Genomic DNA, 17563 nt, shown 5'->3' with positions numbered 1-17563 from the left:
AGAATAATACTACCCATCTATTCTCCTTCAAGATAGGATATTGGTTTCACAACTTCAGTTTTGGTACCATGATACTTCTGATTAATATATTTTTGTGCCGTCTTTGATCGGTATAGTGTCAGTAATTTTTTATACGTTTTGTTAGTTTCGTTTTTGGTCGCAGTGGCTATGATATTGACATTTGCTCGAGTGTGACGATTAACATGCTCATAATAAATGGCATCTTTTAACACATTTAATCCTGCAGCTTGTGAAACAGAATTGGATATCAGTACGGCATCAATACTGTTATCATGCAATAAGCGCCCACCTGTTGTATCATCAATTTCTTTAAATTTAAACTGATGTGGATTGGCTTTTATTTTCTCCAAACCATCTAATGCACCAAAAGGTTTGTCCAATGTAATTAATCCTGCATCTGCCAATAATTTTAGCCCGCGAGATTCATCTGCTAAATCTTTCGCAATAGCAATAGTAGCGCCATTTGGTATATCCTTAACGCTTTTATATTTATCAGAATAAACACCTAATGGTTCCAAATACGTTGTGCCTAACGCGACTAATTTGCCGTCTTTTGATTCTTTGTTAAATGCTTGAAAATAACCATAGGATTGAAACGCGTTAACATCAACTTGTCCTTCTGCAGTAGCCTTGTTTAAACTCAAGCCATCAGTAAATTCTTTAACTTCAATGTGCAAATCTAACTTTTTAGCCGTATCACTTTTTGCTAAATGACGCCAAATATCCGCATCACTAGTAACAGATCCGATTGTAATGACGTTTGCTTTGGGCCGATTGTTGTTAGTGGTATAACTAAAAGCACCAATAATAATCAAAGTACTTGCTGCAATAGCAAGCCATACTTTTTTAGACATATTTTAACCTCCATGATAAATAACATATTCATTTATATTTGTGCCAGTGCTGTATCCAAGTCAGCAATTAAGTCATCAGCATCTTCTAATCCGACAGAAAAGCGTAGTAGTCCAGGCGTAATTCCTGCATTAGCCAATGCATCATTATCTAATTCAGCATGACTCATTTTCGGTGGATAACTGATAATTGTTTCGACTGCGCCCAGACTCACTGAGAAAACAGGAATATCCAAAGCTTCTACCACAGTGCGTGCATTTTCTTGACTACCTACGTCAAAGCTCAAAACAGCCCCACCATTTTTAGCTTGCGACATATGAATGTCATAACCCTTGTGTGACAATAATCCAGGATACAAGACTTTTAAAACTTTGGGATGTGCATCCAAATATGCCGCGATTTTTTGCGCTGATGTACTTGACTGTGTCATTCGAACGCCTAACGTTTTGATACCACGCAGTAATAACCAGGTATCGAAGACGCCTAGCGTTGCACCAACGGCATTTTGGATAAAATAAATTTGATCGGCCAATTTTTTGTCATTGACTACTACCGCACCAGCCAGAATATCAGAATGTCCAGCTAAAAATTTTGTTGCTGAATGAACTACAATATCAACGCCCAAGTCGAGTGGCTTTTGTAAAAACGGGGATAAAAATGTGTTGTCAGCAATCGTACACACATGATATTGTTTTGCCAGTGCCACTACAGCACGAATATCTGTAATATTTAAGACTGGATTAGACGGCGTTTCAATATATATTGCTTTCGTTTCAGGTATGATAGCAGCTTCAATAGTAGCCACGTCACTAAAATCAACAAAAGTATGCATAATTCCCCAACGAGGTAATACATCTTCCAAAATCCGGAAAGTGCCACCATAAACATGTTTGCTCACAATAATGTGATCTCCAGCCGATAATGTAAACAATACACTACTGATTGCTGCCATTCCCGTACTAAACAAATAGCCATAATGACCATACTCTAGTCGCGCAATTGCTTTTTCACCAGCGTCACGTGTAGGATTACCAGACCGTGCATAATCATATTCACCAAATTCATCAAAAGATTTCTGATTAAATGTTGAGCTCAATTGAATCGGGGTATTGATGGCACCTGAAAGTGGATCATTTGTTGTTGCTGCATTAATAATGTTAGTCCAATCACTCATTTCCTTACTCCTTCTTCTAATTACCATTTATCAACAATATAATTCTGACTAAATAGTGGGTAATAAAAAACGCCCCGTAATATCAAAAGATACTACGGGGCGTTTTCATGTACGCGTTACCACCCGTTTTTTGTATTATGTCACCATAAATACACTTACCCAGTACGAATTGAATTAACAATCGATACTATGACACTATAACGGGTGTACCCGAATGACATTTACTCGTTCAAGCTCATATCATTTTAACTCCAAGACCATTTTCTGAATCATCATAAGACTAACTTTCACCAAACATTAGCTCTCTTCACTCATGATGAAATATACTTATCTCTTCATCGTTATATAATAATAAGATTATAATTTTATTAGCAAAGAATGTCAATGTTAACATTTTTCAAGCTGTGATTTTGTTTATTAAAAGATTGTCCTACTGTTGAAACTCAAGCATAATCATAGCGTGTCATTTTCTAGTCTCAATAAATTAATTATATAAAACCTACTATAGTAAAGAGGACAATCGATGGCTTTTATTATTTTGCTCTGATTCCTTTTAATTTAGTGGCGTAACGATTATAAATATTATTTCCTACTAGTGCGCTAATTGTAATTAGGCATCCCAAAATTTCGAAAGTAGAAACTTTGTAACCATTTATAATTGTTATAACAAACGAAGTAATGGGCACTAAGTTCATGAATAAGATACCATTTATTGGTCCAATAATACGATTTCCCATGTTCCAAGCAAATACTGCAATTACTCCTGCTAACGTAATCATATAAACAAGTGCATTTTGAACGCCGGCTACTTGTGAAAATGTCGGTATTTGTAACCAACCAAAAATTGTAGCTATCGTTAATACAATAATAACTGAACATACACCTAAGATTGATGTTAAGGTGGAGTAACGTAAAATTGACCATTCTGGAAAGTCAGCGCCGCCAGCTGTATAAATTACCCAACATAGTGCACCAAGTAAAATAAATATTACTGCCAAAACAGTGTTATGACCTGAAAGCAAGATACTGATATGCCCTTTTGTCACAACCATAAAGACACCTACTGCAGCAATAATCATAGAAAATAAGGCAACTATCGTTGGCTTTTTCCCACGGTAAACCCAACCTACAAGCACGCCGAGTAAGGGTTGAATCGCCATCATGACTGAGGCGATTATTGATCCCGATTGTCCTGCAATTTGCTGACCAAGAAAAACTAAGAAACTAAATCCTGCAAAAGCAGATGTACCGAACAACCATAATCTTATAACGTGCCCTTCTGTTCTGAACGCGTTAATACCTTCAACAAAAAACAAAATAACTGCAAAAATAATTGCAACACTTCCATACCTTAACAATGTGAAGTAAAAAGGATCCATAATTTTAAGCGCTGGGGTCATTATGGGAAACATGCCACCCCAAGATAGTACTGAAACTAAACACAGAATTAATCCATATAAATATTTTTTAGACATTTTATCCCCTATGATTTCAATTTGTTAGCGGTAGCACATGAAATGAACTACTCGATTCATCAGAATATTTCGGTATTTGCTTTGTTAGAGGTACACCATTATTTTTTTCATTCAACATTACCTCCTTTAATGTTGAAATAGTAACATGCTTTTATTGTGTCAAGGAATAAACAGTTTATAATAAGGTGTTATAACGTAATTGAATATATCAATATTTAGGAGATACATAATGACAGTGATTGATAATTCATTTAATATCGAACTGCTATATGTTTTTGTCAAAGTATGTGAACTAAAGAGCATAAATAAAAGTAGTGATTACTTGTCAATGACACAACCTGCAATTAGTAAAAAGATTAAGCAACTAGAAAATTATTACGATAAACAGCTCTTTATTAGAACACCACAAGGTATGGAGCTTACATTAGTGGGCCACAATCTTTACAAAAAATCTCAAAATTTTATTTCTGAATTTGAGAAGATGAATGCTTTAATATCTCAAAATTCCATAAATATTACTGATATTAGATTGGGGTCTTTAGACAGTATTTCATCCTATATGTATCCTTCATTCTTTGTAGACTTCTTCTCCGAATTAAAAAAAATTACCATTACAAATAAAATTTTTGATTTAATTCAACCTTTTAACGAAAAAAAATTAGATTTAATTTTAATTGATTCTGAATTTGAAAAAGATTTTACTGGAAATGTAAAGAAATTACAGTTATTTGAGGAACCTTATTACCTAGTTTATTCACAACATAATGCGACTATGAAATTATTCTCTGAATTTTCTAGTATAAAGGCGACCGACCTACATCATTTAAGAATAATTATGTATCCGAAGTACTGCCCAATTCATCAAAGAGTCATTCAAATATATGAGCAATTAAATATTCCATTACCAGAAATTGTGGAGATTGATTATAGTGAGTCAACTATAGCAATGATTTCTAAATCTGACTTTGTTACTATTCTTCCTAAATCATTAGCTATTAATAAAGTGACTCAAAACATTAATACTCTTACTATGAAACCATTAGACGATAACTTCATTCGACACGTTTCTGTATTCTCACATAGTGAAGAAATACTACACTTAGTACATGATCTCTTATAGTAACCTTCGGACATCAAAAAAGTTATAATTAATATTACTAAAAGTAATTCACTTAAAAAGGCGATATAACTTAATAGTTATATCGCCTTTAAAAAATGTTAAATTAATAAAACTTTACTCGTAAATCAATCCATGTATTTGATTACATATAAAATAAAATGAACAGGCCAGATTTTCAGTATACGAGCATCATTAATTTCTAGAGAACCACCATATCATACCTGCCAAAGCACATAGAATCCAATAATAACGTGCTAAAAATTCCCAACCATTATTAATTGGTTTGTATTGCCATTCGCGCCATTGATGTTTTTGGTGCCAATCTTTATCGGTATCATCCTCTTCAAAAAGCTGATTTACCTTATCTTTAGTTTTACTCGTGTTCTTATTAATTTCTTGACCAAATAACAATTCCTCAACTGGTGTATTAAAGTACTCTGCTATCAATTGTATTTTCCCAAGATCTGGGGTCACCTCACCTAGTTCCCACTTTGAAATAGTTTGTCTCGTAACAAATAATTTGCTGGCCAATTCTTCTTGCGATATTCCTGCCTCTTTCCTCAAAGATAATAGATTTTTTGAAAATATAATTTTCATAGCTTTTACTCCCGATTGATTAATAAGCCTAATATACCCAAAAAACTAAAGCAAAACCAGCAAAAGTTAACTAACAAGAGCGCACTTTTAATTTACAATACGCTATTTTAAAGCGCAAACGTCGTATTCGTAATACCAGGCTAAACAACTACCTCAGGATAATGTATCTGATATTTAATCAATTATCGTAGTGAATTGTTCAGCAGATTCGCGCACATGACGGTATCCAACTTTATCAGCCTTGCCAACTGGTAAAAGTAAAATGGGTACCCATTCTTGAGGTAAATGTAAATAGTACATAATATTATCGAATTGAACACCTCTCATCGGAACCGAATCATATCCGAATGCTCTGATGACGTGCATTAAATTCATACTAAATAAACCAACATCTAAGCGTAAGCCTGCCGTTTCTTTGTCTTCTGGATGTAATGAAAAATAGGCTTTTATTCTATTGGTTTTCTCTTTTATCTGAGATATTATGCTTCAATTGATTAGCAATTAAGTAATCAGTATTATAATGACTTTTATCTCCTAAAATTAAAATAATCATTGAAGCCTGTGTGACCTGCTCTTGATTATAGGAAAATTTCTGCAACATCTTCATTACCGATTTATTTTTAATCACAATAACTTTCCAAGGTTGAGCGTTATTTCCAGATGGTGCGTTGGCTGCATGATTTAATATGTTGAATATCTCTTCATTACTAATTGTCACTTGTTGCTTGAAATGACGTACTGATTTACGCGCATCTAAATAATTTAAAAAATCCACTATCTATTTACCTCTATTTAATATGATTAACTTAGTATAAAAATAAATAGTAATATAAAATAGTACGCACAATTTTGTAACTAGGGAAGGTAAAAAATGCAATCTACAAATAACTGGTCTTGTGGTATCACAAAAATTATTGATACATTCTCTGGGAAATGGCAATTAAATATTTTATGGACAATTCATAAAAATGAAGGTATTGGTTTCAATAAATTAAGAAAGAATATAGATGGTATTAGTAATATTTCGCTTGTACGTTCTCTCAATATATTATTAAAAGATAAATACATTTCTAAAAAAATAATTGGAGATGTCCCACCATTTCAATCTGAATATCACTTAACAAACAAGGCAAAAAGTTTATTACCCTTATTACTATCTTTAAACGATTGGGGCAAGCACTCATTATAAAAAGCGTCCAATATGGGCGCTTTTTTAAATATCAGAAAAAATAAATATTATATTTAACGTTCAACACTATACTTCTGACTAAATATACTGACTATAAAAATAGCATTATTCAATTACATTTAAACCTGCTCTACTAATGAATTGTATCTACATGTTGCTTTTGTATAAACCAAATAATCGATGCAGAAATAAAAATCCCCAAGAAACTTAATAATCCAATTACGATAATTAAAGCAACCAATCTATTATTATTTTTCACAAAATAATTTTCTCTTTTAAATCTAGTACATACTCATAGGGTAAATGTTTTGTGATAGGAAATACTTAATAAAATAACTATAGTTACCAAAATCAACGCAATACTCCAATTTATTTTAATGCTCATATCTAATGTGTTCGCAAAACGACTCATAATTGTTGAGCCAATTGCTGTACCACTCGCAATAGCAATATTTTGAATCATACGCTGTAAAGAGCCAATACTAGCTTGATCACTTTTATGACCTATCTGCATTATTATGGCAATGTTTGCGGGTTGAAAATAACCACCACCGACACCGTAAATAAATAATAAGATAGTTAGCCACACAGCCGGCCATTGTGGATTAAAACACAATAATCCTACAAGGGATAGCGCAATAATTATTAATCCCAATAAGCTAAAACGTTTATTTTGACTACCATCATTGATTTTTCCTGAAATTTTTGAAAAAATAACTAATCCAACGGGTGCACCTAAAATCAGTACACCTGTTAATCCAGAATCAAATCCCATTAATTTTCCAAAAATAAACGGTGGCAACAAAAAAATCATCGCGGATGAAAAACCAAATATAATGGTTTGACTCAGATAAAGCCAGCTACCTGAGCTGTCCTTCAACAATTTAAAATTAATCAATGGATTTGATTGTTTCGACTCAAAAACATAAAAGTATAATCCTAATATCAGACCAATAATGATCATTAATATACTAAATATAAAATTGTGCTGATTACTCAACATAGATAGTCCAGACAATAGAAAAATCACCATTAGCATATTCATTAGACTACCTATCAAATCAAAAGATACAGTCGTTAAATGTTCAGTAACATTTTTTATCAAAATGTAATTACAAATCAATCCTATAGCAGCAAAAGGAACATTGATCCAAAATATCAATCGCCAAAGATTAACAGACAGGAAAAACCCACCAATCGAAGGACCTAATACAGGTCCTAGACCAATCATAATTCCTAAAATACCCAATGCATTTGTAATGTACTTTCGATCCATGAGTGTTGTGATTAAAGCTGCAGACGTTGCTTGTAATGCTGCAGCACCAATACCTTGACATATCCTAAAGAGAATTAAAGACAGAATATCACTAGATATACCACATAAAATAGATCCCACACCAAATATCAATAAACCAATGAATGATACTTTTAGTTTGCCATACCGATCACTTAAGTATCCAAATGGTAAGATAAAAATTGCTAAGCTCATCGTATAACCAATCACGCTTAATGCAATCCAACTAGTCGATGTATGAAACTTATTTTGAAGAAATGGCAAGGCCACATTAATAATTCCCATATCTAAAGTTGACAGTAACATCCCCATACCAGCAATAATAATAATCAAACGATTTTTATTTCTATCCGTCATTGCTATGTCCTTCCACATTTCAATTCCCAGTGGTTTAATGATAGAATGATTCAAAGTATCAATCAAACGATTTCAGTATTTTGAAATTGAAAAGAAAGTAATCTACTTCATGGCAATTAAAATAAAATTCAATGACTATGCTCTACAAACTAATGAGACATTGACCCAAAAAATACAATTTGTTTACTCACCTTTAAACGAATTATTTCGTAGTTTACATATTTTGTTAAACCCACGTCATCATGGCATGCATATTAGCTGGGCATTAGATGTCCAACAACGTCTACCTCATCACTTTTTTGATGACTTACAGTATTTCTCGTTATTTTATGAATTAGGCGTGCCACCTATTTTATTTAATAATTTTGAGCGATTTTCATCTAATTTAGATGAAGAGATTGAACAACTTAAATCTTATCTTTTAGAAACAAACGCACAAAATATACTATTTAGTTTAAAAAAGGTTATCACGAATCGCGATAATCAATTCATCCCGACTCTCGCAAAAAATTTAGAATGGCAAGGATTTAGTCCATCCTCTTCCAACGATTTACTGACTGATTTAAATAATAACCCGCAACGCGTATATACCCATCTATTAAATTTTATTAATGATTACCGCGAACTTGTTTTTGATAGCATGTGGCAATCTAAGCATTTAGAACAATTTTTATTAACCGAAATCAAACAACAATCATTGTATTTAGCACAATATGGCTTTGTTAAGCTCATTAATCATTTAGAAATTGATCGTATATATTGGCAGCAGGAAAATCTAATCATTATCAAGCCTTTTGAAGAAACGATTAACTTATCAAATCAAGATACAATTTTATTAATACCAAGCTATTTTATTTGGCCGCACCTATTTGTTGATGAATTTCAACATGGCATTACTCTAAATTATGACGCATTAAATAGACAACGAGATAAAATAGACGCACAATATTTGACGCATGTTTTCAATGCTTTAAGCGATATTGTTAGACTCAAAATTATGAAATATCTATCTGATCAGCCTAGTACGACGCAAGCTTTAGGTCAAGTTTTGATGATGAGTGAGTCTACCGTTTCACATCATTTGAAATTACTAAAAGCAGCTGGATTGGTCATAACACAAAAGAAAGGTAAATTTGTGTTATATCACCCTTCTACTATTGTTAATGATCTTATACCGGATTTTTATCAACTTTTAAAGAATAATTAATGATAGGAAATAAAAGTACCGTCAAATCAGAAGCATAATTTCACGGTACTTTTTAGATGTATATTTATTTTTTACTAAATATTTCTTTTGCAACTGAAATCGCATTTAATACTCTAGGAAACCCAACATAGGGTAAACAATGAATAAACGTTTCAACTATTTCATCCCGCTTCAATCCCACATTCAGAGCACCTTGAATATGGATACGAAGCTGACCAGTTGTGTCTCCTTGCGTTAATAATGTAGTAATTGTAATCATTTCTCTTTGTTGCATAGTTAAAATACTTCTTGATTCTGCCTCATCAAAAGCCAACAGTGTCTTTTGATTTAAGATGGGCGCAATATCCGATAAACTATCGGACACCAACTGACTTGCTTCTTTCCCAATTACCGCTTCACGTATTTTTAATCCGTGTTCATATTTATCCAAAATATTTTCTCCTTTTAATGTGATAAAGTTACTGTAAACTATCAAGTAGACTTGATAGCAAGTAATATTTACATCTCTGAATGAAGAAAGTATAAAATGACTAAAATATATAGGATATCGGACATTTCTCGATTAACAAATCTCTCTATACCAACCTTACGTTATTATGAAGATTTAGAACTTTTAAAACCAAAACGTGACTTAAATAACTATCGAATGTTTACCGAAAAAGACTTAACTTGGATTACCTTTATTAAACGCGCAAAAGCAACTGGCATGTCTTTGTCAAACATTATTAAATACTCTAAGCTACGGGAAAAAGGTGACAAAACAATCATAGATAGAATAGATCTCCTACAGCACCAAGAAAATATATTGAAAGATGAACAAAAAATAATACAGGAACACATTGATTTTTTACAGAATAAAAAACAGTATTATAATCGTTTACTAAATGAACACTAAAAAATAATTTCTCACTATCTCTATCTATGACATCTTGATTCATATGTTCAACACTATCAAAATATTTCTAATAGTTTCCCTGTAAAGAACACCTTCAACTCAATAAATAACATGAACACTGTTGAAATCAAAAATCCCATCATCAAAATATGGTGTGCTAAAAACCAATACCCAATATAAATGATAATCGACACCAAAAAGAGCATCACTAGCAAATGATATTTTCTTGCTTTACTATCAATAATCAGCTTATTTTCTAATTTTAAATCTGTCTTAATCAGCTCATCAATGCTGACATTCAACGCTTCAGATAAGGCTAAAATATTTTCGATATTAGGATAATTGGTACCCGCTTCCCATTTCAAAACAGATTGCCTTGAGACATTTATTTTTTGAGCAAGTTGATCTTGGGTCAAATGATTTTCAATACGTAGCTGCTTAATTTTGTTTGAAATGTGCATCGTTTTATCTCCAGTTCTTATTGCCCCATCTGTATATACCGCATCAACTATCATCAGTTTATCACGTTGTGCAAAATACTTGTTATGTCAATCGTTACACTTAGTCAAACAAATATAAAAAATCAAATCAAAAAGAATACTGGATTTTATTCCAATATTCTTTCCGGTTAAAAACGGATAAATAACAGTGAATGATATATCCTTTACAATATTACATGCAATTATTTCTTATATTCGCGGATTTTTGGCGGATTATATGTCTCAATAAAAGTCATAATATCTGATAAATTGTTTAGAAAGCCTAATTTGTTAAAGTCGATTTCAGTTAAAAATCCTTTCTTGGTCATTTCCGTAAACATATGCTTAAGAGGATCATAATATCTATCAACATTATATAAAATGCATGGATTATCGTTATCCCCGAGTCTTGCCCATGAGAATGCTTCAATAATCTCTTCAAGAGTCCCTGGACCACCAGGAAGAGCTATACATGCGTCCGATCTATCAAGCATATATTGCTTTCTGACTGACATGTTCGGAACAATTTCTAAACTTGTCAAATGTGAATGTGCAGCGCCACGATCATAAAGATTTTGTGGCATAATACCGTGTGCTTTTCCTCCGTTATCTAATACTGTTTGAGTAAGAAGACCCATTAGCCCAACACCACCGCCACCGTAAATTAGCTCAAAATTATTATTTACAAGCCATTTTCCGAGTTCAATAGTTGCATCTTCGTATTTGTTATCATTGCCAGTAGAAGCACCACAATAAACAGCAATTTTTTTCATAAGAAATCCTTTTTTGTTATAGTTAGTATAAAGTATTAGTTATAGGTATATCATAATATGGAGGATAAATAAATGGAAATTAGCCAACATAAAACGTGGATTACTGATTTTTATCAGAAACGTGGATGGTTACAACTATCATCATCAAGACGTTTAAACTTTTTGGTAGAAGAGGTGGGTGAATTATCTCAGGCAATTAGAAAGTATGAAATTGGGCGAGATCATCCAGGTGATGAAGTAACAACTACTCAGCAGGATCACGATCACATCATCGAAGAATTAGCAGATGTCTTAGACGAAGTATTAATTCTATGCGAAAAATATAACATAGATATGGATGAATTGACTAAACATAGTGAAACTAAATTAGTCAACCGTTTTGTGACAGACTAGTGTTATAATACCCAAATATATGGCTCAATAAATACACTATGTATGGCTAAACAATAATTAGACTTTAAAATCCCCTGAATTCTATGCTGAAAAATTAAAAGTCAGATGATTGAATCAATATATTTAAAAAGCATCTATGTCAAGCAAGCATTGAATCATTTTATAATATTTACACAAAAAACTATCGGAAGGATAGTTTTTTCTTTTATTATTTACGTATATATTTGACAGAAAGTAATACCAGAAGTTTCGCGGTTATTTTTATGACCTGTAATAAAATTTATAAATTAAATGTATAGTTTGTTACGATTGGCGTTCGGTTTTCAGTCACGTCACGGAAATATTCATACTCACACAGAGCACTAAATGAGCCAGAAATATTATAAACATTTGTATAGCCTAGGTTAACCAATGCTCGGGTAATATTGTAACTATCCTTTCCCGTTACACAATGCAAATAGACAGGTCGATCCTTTGGCACTTGGTCAAGATGGCTTCTAAATTCTGCCATAGATATATTAATGGCATTCACAATGTGCCCTTTGGCAAATTGACGACGACCACGGATATCAATAATATAAGCTTCTTTCTCAACTAAATCTCTTACTTGCGTGACGGATACCTGCTGATATTCACCATTTAAAATATTCGTCGCGACTAAACCAGCCATGTTAACAGCATTTTTAGTTGTACTGAATTCTGGCTGATAGCATAATTCTAACGCCTGCAAATCCTCAACATAACCATTATACTGTATAGCTGTTGCTATAATATCGATTTGCTTATCAACAGCACTTCTTCCCACTGCTTGGGCACCTAAAATTTTACCGTCTGGATAGCCAAAAATCAGTTTCAAATATAGTGGTCTTGCTTGCGGCATAATCGCCACTTTATCTTTAGGAATGACTAAGACACTGCGATAATCTATCTGTTCTTTCTGACATTGTTTCTCAGTGAGACCTGTCGACGCAACATTTAAATCAAAAATAGGAATACATTGTGAACCAATCACACCACGATTACGGATTTGACGACCATAAATACGATCAACAGCACCTCGTGCCTGCATTTGTGCAGGATAGGCTAAAGATAAGTTATATGGTTTTTGTGTTATTGCATGTTTCAATTCTATCGCATCCCCAACAGCATAGATATTTGGAAGATTGGTTTGATAGTTTTGGTTCACTTGAATTGCACCAGTGACCCCTAGTGTAATCCCTGTTTGCACAGCTAATTTAGTATCCGGCTTAACCCCCGCCGCAAGAATCACGGCATCAGCAGAAATCATTTTACCTGATGCGAGTAAGACTCGTTTATCCATTACTTCAACTGGCGCGTCATTAATCACAATATCAATATTATGATCTATCATTTCTTTTTGGATAATTTGCGCAATATCATCATCTACGGTATCCAATAAGTGATGGTGACGCTTGATAATGGTGACATGATAACCTTGTTTGTTCAAATTTTCAGCTGCTTCAATACCAATGAAACCACCGCCAATCACTGCAACATGTTTGGCATTCTTCTCAATCAAATCATCATGAATTTTAATGACATCTGGAACGTTTCGTAAAGTATAGACATTATCTTGTTGAAGGCCTTTAATGGTTTTTGGATATACAGGAGAAGCACCTGGAGACAAGAAAAGATAGTCATAATCATCGATCGTTATTTCTCCGGTCAATACGTTCTTAACCGTGACTTTTTTATCCTGTGCTGATATTTCAGTTACTTCATGATTCACAATAGCATCAATATTGTACTCATTTTTGAACTTTTCAGGTGTCATTAAAACTAATCGATTAGGATTCGCAATGGTCTCTGATAAATGATACGGTAGTGCACAATTGGAAAAAGAAACATGCGGTCCCCGTTCATACATTGTAATCTGCGCACTTTCGTCTAATCTTCTGGCTCTGGTTGCAACTGAAGCACCACCAGCTGATCCGCCTATAATCACTATTTTAACCATCATAATTCTCCTACTTATTCACAATGATACTTACTATTAGTACATTAAACATCTTCTCTATCTATCATAAACTAAAAGTAGCAATCATGGCGGTTATAATTGGCAAAATAGTCATGACGTTTTCATGTATTTTTTCCTGACTGAATTATTTATTCAAACCCCACCGTTTGAAAATGGATTGATAGAATTACGTGGCCCCATATTTTTACGATCATATTTCATATATTCATTCTTATCACCTATTGTATCCTGATATATTGCCGGTATTTGTTTCTTGGTAATTAACTTTGCACGTTTTACGTATGAACCTTTATGCAATACAATAGCATAATTGTAGCCTTTCGGAATCGTCCCAACTTGAAATTTTAACCACTCCCCCGTGCCAAAAATATTAGTCACCACATAGGCATCCACTGGCTGTGGTAGCATCATCTGGCGCCGATGCGTTGTCTTCTTACCGTTTTTATCAATAATTGTTTCTGTTCCCATCACTTTTTTGGTTGGAGCAGCTTCTGGTAACAAAGCGTAACCATAACTTTCTTCCAAAAACGGATTATAACGATCAATCATATCATTCTGAGTCGCTCTGCCATACGTTAATATAGCAATGAATATCATGAAAATACCAATACCCAATCCAAGCCACTTTAATATTTTCTGGTATCGTTTTCCCTTTTTCAATTCCTGTATAATATTATTCACCATATCTGTTCCCTCTTCTTTCAATGCACTATCCAACGAAAAATCCAGGTAATCACTCAACATAACCAGCATATCTAAACTAGGATAAGTGTCATCATTTTCCCAATGTGAAATAGTCTGTCGCGTGACATGCAAATCAGTTGCCATCTGTGCCTGCGTTTTGTTTAACTGTATTCTTTTTTGTTTTAATTTTTGACCAAGTTTCATCATGCCTCCCAAAAAATAAATGCAACACATGAATAAGTATAGGAGATCGTACTAAAAAGTCGAGCAAGTAATCTTTGACATGTTGATACAGCAAGCTTTCAGCGTGTTGATTTTTTATCATGGGCGTAATATAAGCTCAAATTCATGACTGAATATGGCTATGCTTATGCCATCATACTATGATAGAATAGTCATATATAAATGACACATCAATATCCATAGGGGCTCAATTAATGCGGGATAAAGAAAGTATATTAACAAAAATGATAAAAAAAGCTTATGATATTTCTGGCCCTTTAGACGAATATAAGCGTAGTGAAATCAATCGAATCGGTAACAATGCCTTTATGATGCTATGGATCTATTCATCATTCGCCAGCTTTTGTACCCTATTGGTCATATCACTGACTAACATTGACGCATACGATATATTATTGGGCTTACTACTATCTAACCTGATTTTCAGCATTGATATTATTGGCGGTTATGTGATATATGCTACGCGAAAAGCTAAATTATCCGAAATCGATGTCACTGTCGATAATTATCCAAAACAGAAACGCCTGTTAAAAAAGAAAAGTGCGTTACAAGGTATTTATTGGGGAATGAGCATGTTTCTCATCATGGGCGTCATATCTCCAAATTTCAGTTCATTATTTTCATGGATCTCATTTTTTATTTGGCTAAGTAGTGGTGCACTTTTTGGCCTTATCATGTATTGGTATCACGCTAGTAATTTAAAAAAATTGAAGCAATGTGATGATTAACTGCATATTGTCCTGCCACTAACCAATTAATAGCAAAATTAAAAAGCCACATATAATGTGGCTTTTTAATTTTTATTGGTTACTCACTCAGCAATCGACGATGCCACCAGACAAGACCTAATGTTGTGACGACAACAAGTGCTGTACAGATATACATCCCCTGAAAGCCAAAGAAACTCACGACAATTCCCCATACCAAAGCTCCTAACCCATACGCAACATCCATACCTGACGAAAAAATAGCAGTTGCACGACCGCGCTCTGCTAATGTCACTTTTCGTAAAACGACGGCATTCATTAATGGCATTAACAAGGCAAGGCCAAAGCCATTCAGCGCACCTGCCAATAACAAGAGCATCACACTTTCCCCAAATGCAATACTCAGATACGCCATTGCCACCATGATAATTCCAGCAACAATAAGAACAAATGATTTGAAATAAAAATAAAGTTTAGCGAAATAGACACGTGCTAATGCACCAACAATCGCTTGCACAGTGAAGCTTAACCCCACGATAGTTGGTGACAACTGTTTTTGTTCACCAAACTGAATCAAGAAAGCTGCCACGGCTGCATTAGCAAAACAAACAATAAAAATTAATAAACTCGGTACCCACACACTAGGCATGCGAATCAGGTCTTTAAACCCAGTCGTCAATTGTGTTGTTGGCAAAATTTTAGAATCTTTATGATAAGTATCTTTAACAAAAAGTGTGAGTAAAAAAGCTACGCTGACGAGTGAAAGACTAAAGTAAAAAAGTGCCTGGAAGCCCCAATTTTCGATAATCAATAGACCAATTGCTGGCCCAATGGCGGCAGGCAATGTTTGTGAAATACTAAAATATCCTAGGCCAATTGATAATTTTTTCTGGGGTAATTTGTCTGCTACCAAGGTCGCTACAGCAGTAGATTGCGTCCCATTGCCGATACCCTGAATTGCTCGAAGCGCAATTAAGCTCATCAGTGTGCTCATAAAAATCAACGTTGAAAAATCAATCATTAAAATTACCAAACCAATCAAAATAAGCTGTTTACGCCCATATCGATCAATCCATTTGCCAACTGGAATCCGTGCACCCAACGCTGCTAATCCCCAAATACCAACTACCAGTCCAGACATCGCTGCGTTACCACCTAAACGGGTGACATATAAAGGTAATGTACCAATCTGAGTTGTCACAGCCGTCATGACCAAAAAATTAATCATCATTAATAAGATAATATCTTTAGACAATACATGTGGTTCATCAATTTCTTGATTCACATCACTGATTTTATAAATGGATAATCGTTCATGTGGCATCATATGTTTACCAATTCAGTGTCATCAAAGCTTTTTCCAGATAAACGTGCCAAAAACTTTTGGGTCCGTTCATCTTGTGGTGCATTAAAAATTGCTTGTGGTGTCCCTTCTTCAACAACAACGCCACCTTCCATGTATAAGACACGATCAGCGACTTCGTAAGCGAATTGCATTTCATGCGTGACAACAATCATCGTATGGCCTTCTTTTGCTAATTCTTTCATAGCAGATAGCACTTCTCCCACAAGTTCAGGGTCTAAGGCACTAGTAGGTTCATCGAATAACAGTAATTCAGGTTGCATTGCCATGGCCCGCGCGATACCCACACGCTGTTGTTGCCCACCAGATAATTGTGCAGGATAATAATTAGCTCGATCAGACAACCCAACCCTCGCCAACATTGCTTTCCCAATTTCAGTTGCGACAGCATTGTCTTTCTTTTTAACACGAACAAGTCCTTCAATGACATTCTGTAATACGCTCATATTATTAAAAAGTGCATGCCCTTGAAATACCATCGCCGTTTTCAAAATGAGATCTCGTGTATTGCGACGATCATTATTAGTAAAGTCTTTCGTAACATTATCAATAGTAATCTGCCCGCTATCCGCCTTTTCCAATGTATTTAAGCATCTTAGAAAAGTTGTTTTACCAGAACCAGAAGGTCCTAAAATAACGATCACTTCTCCTTTATGCAAACTAAGATTAATCCCCTTCAAAATTTCTTTTTGATAAAAAGATTTGTGTACATCTTTGATTTCAATAAAGCTCATACCAGCC

18 protein-coding genes, 1 pseudogene and 1 other annotated feature are annotated in these 17563 nt (G+C 34.0%); of the genes and pseudogenes, 6 read left to right on the top strand and 13 right to left on the bottom strand.

Features of this window, described 5'->3' with window-relative positions:
- Window positions 1-17: 17 nt before the first annotated feature.
- The 3 genes from C5L23_RS00860 to C5L23_RS00850 form a co-directional block, all read right to left on the bottom strand.
- A complete protein-coding gene (locus C5L23_RS00860; RefSeq protein WP_133264156.1) occupies window positions 18-875 on the bottom strand; it encodes a MetQ/NlpA family ABC transporter substrate-binding protein in 858 nt (285 codons plus the stop codon).
- 32 nt (window positions 876-907) lie between these two features.
- The gene (locus tag C5L23_RS00855) at window positions 908-2047 is read right to left on the bottom strand and encodes a trans-sulfuration enzyme family protein (RefSeq protein ID WP_133264155.1); all 1140 of its coding nucleotides are present in this window, start codon (window positions 2045-2047) and stop codon (window positions 908-910) included.
- A 92-nt stretch (window positions 2048-2139) separates the two neighbouring features.
- Window positions 2140-2395, bottom strand: a binding site (T-box leader).
- Window positions 2396-2580: 185 nt separating this feature from the next.
- On the bottom strand, window positions 2581-3522 hold the full coding sequence (locus tag C5L23_RS00850) for a DMT family transporter (RefSeq protein WP_029508587.1): 942 nt from the start codon (window positions 3520-3522) through the stop codon (window positions 2581-2583).
- Between the two features lie 229 nt (window positions 3523-3751).
- Between C5L23_RS00850 and C5L23_RS00845 the strand changes: the two genes are divergently transcribed.
- Complete coding sequence (locus C5L23_RS00845; RefSeq protein ID WP_133264154.1) at window positions 3752-4642, top strand: LysR family transcriptional regulator; 891 nt, start codon at window positions 3752-3754, stop codon at window positions 4640-4642.
- 192 nt (window positions 4643-4834) lie between these two features.
- Here the strand turns inward: C5L23_RS00845 and C5L23_RS00840 are convergent, their stop codons facing one another.
- A complete protein-coding gene (locus tag C5L23_RS00840) occupies window positions 4835-5239 on the bottom strand; it encodes a helix-turn-helix transcriptional regulator (protein WP_010008488.1) in 405 nt (134 codons plus the stop codon).
- 174 nt (window positions 5240-5413) lie between these two features.
- Window positions 5414-6017 (bottom strand): annotated as a pseudogene (locus tag C5L23_RS00835) (nitroreductase family protein).
- A 93-nt stretch (window positions 6018-6110) separates the two neighbouring features.
- Between C5L23_RS00835 and C5L23_RS00830 the strand changes: the two are divergent.
- Complete coding sequence (locus C5L23_RS00830; protein WP_133264153.1) at window positions 6111-6428, top strand: winged helix-turn-helix transcriptional regulator; 318 nt, start codon at window positions 6111-6113, stop codon at window positions 6426-6428.
- Window positions 6429-6720: 292 nt separating this feature from the next.
- Here the strand turns inward: C5L23_RS00830 and C5L23_RS00825 are convergent, their stop codons facing one another.
- Complete coding sequence (locus C5L23_RS00825; RefSeq protein ID WP_133264152.1) at window positions 6721-8079, bottom strand: MFS transporter; 1359 nt, start codon at window positions 8077-8079, stop codon at window positions 6721-6723.
- A 109-nt stretch (window positions 8080-8188) separates the two neighbouring features.
- Here C5L23_RS00825 and C5L23_RS00820 point away from each other — a divergent pair, with 109 nt between their 5' ends.
- Window positions 8189-9286, top strand: a complete 1098-nt coding sequence (locus C5L23_RS00820; RefSeq protein WP_010008483.1) for an ArsR/SmtB family transcription factor — start codon at window positions 8189-8191, stop codon at window positions 9284-9286.
- Between the two features lie 64 nt (window positions 9287-9350).
- Here the strand turns inward: C5L23_RS00820 and C5L23_RS00815 are convergent, their stop codons facing one another.
- On the bottom strand, window positions 9351-9716 hold the full coding sequence (locus C5L23_RS00815; RefSeq protein ID WP_010008482.1) for a carboxymuconolactone decarboxylase family protein: 366 nt from the start codon (window positions 9714-9716) through the stop codon (window positions 9351-9353).
- Between the two features lie 96 nt (window positions 9717-9812).
- Here C5L23_RS00815 and C5L23_RS00810 point away from each other — a divergent pair, with 96 nt between their 5' ends.
- Window positions 9813-10181, top strand: coding sequence for a MerR family transcriptional regulator (locus C5L23_RS00810; protein WP_010008481.1), 369 nt, complete (start codon window positions 9813-9815; stop codon window positions 10179-10181).
- Window positions 10182-10237: 56 nt separating this feature from the next.
- On the opposite strand, the gene C5L23_RS00805 is transcribed toward C5L23_RS00810, so the two are convergent.
- Together C5L23_RS00805 and C5L23_RS00800 are read right to left on the bottom strand one after the other, a co-directional pair.
- Entirely contained in the window at window positions 10238-10642 is a 405-nt protein-coding gene (locus C5L23_RS00805) for a helix-turn-helix transcriptional regulator (RefSeq protein ID WP_010008480.1), read from the bottom strand.
- 221 nt (window positions 10643-10863) lie between these two features.
- A complete protein-coding gene (locus tag C5L23_RS00800; protein WP_133264151.1) occupies window positions 10864-11433 on the bottom strand; it encodes an LOG family protein in 570 nt (189 codons plus the stop codon).
- Between the two features lie 72 nt (window positions 11434-11505).
- On the opposite strand from C5L23_RS00800, the gene C5L23_RS00795 reads away from it, so the two are divergent.
- Complete coding sequence (locus tag C5L23_RS00795) at window positions 11506-11826, top strand: MazG nucleotide pyrophosphohydrolase domain-containing protein (protein WP_010008478.1); 321 nt, start codon at window positions 11506-11508, stop codon at window positions 11824-11826.
- Between the two features lie 280 nt (window positions 11827-12106).
- Here C5L23_RS00795 and C5L23_RS00790 read toward each other — a convergent pair whose 3' ends face one another.
- Both C5L23_RS00790 and C5L23_RS00785 read right to left on the bottom strand, forming a co-directional pair.
- Window positions 12107-13807, bottom strand: coding sequence for an FAD-dependent oxidoreductase (locus tag C5L23_RS00790; RefSeq protein WP_029508707.1), 1701 nt, complete (start codon window positions 13805-13807; stop codon window positions 12107-12109).
- A gap of 150 nt (window positions 13808-13957) precedes the next feature.
- Window positions 13958-14716 carry a helix-turn-helix domain-containing protein gene (locus tag C5L23_RS00785; RefSeq protein ID WP_237697927.1) on the bottom strand — a complete coding sequence of 253 codons (759 nt, stop codon included), beginning with the start codon at window positions 14714-14716 and terminating at the stop codon, window positions 13958-13960.
- A gap of 230 nt (window positions 14717-14946) precedes the next feature.
- Between C5L23_RS00785 and C5L23_RS00780 the strand changes: the two genes are divergently transcribed.
- Complete coding sequence (locus tag C5L23_RS00780) at window positions 14947-15480, top strand: DUF3278 domain-containing protein (RefSeq protein WP_133264150.1); 534 nt, start codon at window positions 14947-14949, stop codon at window positions 15478-15480.
- Window positions 15481-15559: 79 nt separating this feature from the next.
- Here C5L23_RS00780 and C5L23_RS00775 read toward each other — a convergent pair whose 3' ends face one another.
- Both C5L23_RS00775 and C5L23_RS00770 read right to left on the bottom strand, forming a co-directional pair.
- The gene (locus C5L23_RS00775; RefSeq protein ID WP_133264149.1) at window positions 15560-16786 is read right to left on the bottom strand and encodes an MFS transporter; all 1227 of its coding nucleotides are present in this window, start codon (window positions 16784-16786) and stop codon (window positions 15560-15562) included.
- The gene (locus tag C5L23_RS00770) at window positions 16783-17556 is read right to left on the bottom strand and encodes an amino acid ABC transporter ATP-binding protein (RefSeq protein ID WP_133264148.1); all 774 of its coding nucleotides are present in this window, start codon (window positions 17554-17556) and stop codon (window positions 16783-16785) included. Before C5L23_RS00770 ends, C5L23_RS00775 begins: the two co-directional genes overlap by 4 nt.
- Window positions 17557-17563 lie beyond the last annotated feature (7 nt).

Source organism: Leuconostoc fallax (genome assembly GCF_004354645.1).
GTDB classification, from domain to species: Bacteria; Bacillota; Bacilli; order Lactobacillales; family Lactobacillaceae; genus Leuconostoc_B; species Leuconostoc_B fallax.
This window is presented reverse-complemented; position numbering and strand designations above follow the sequence as displayed.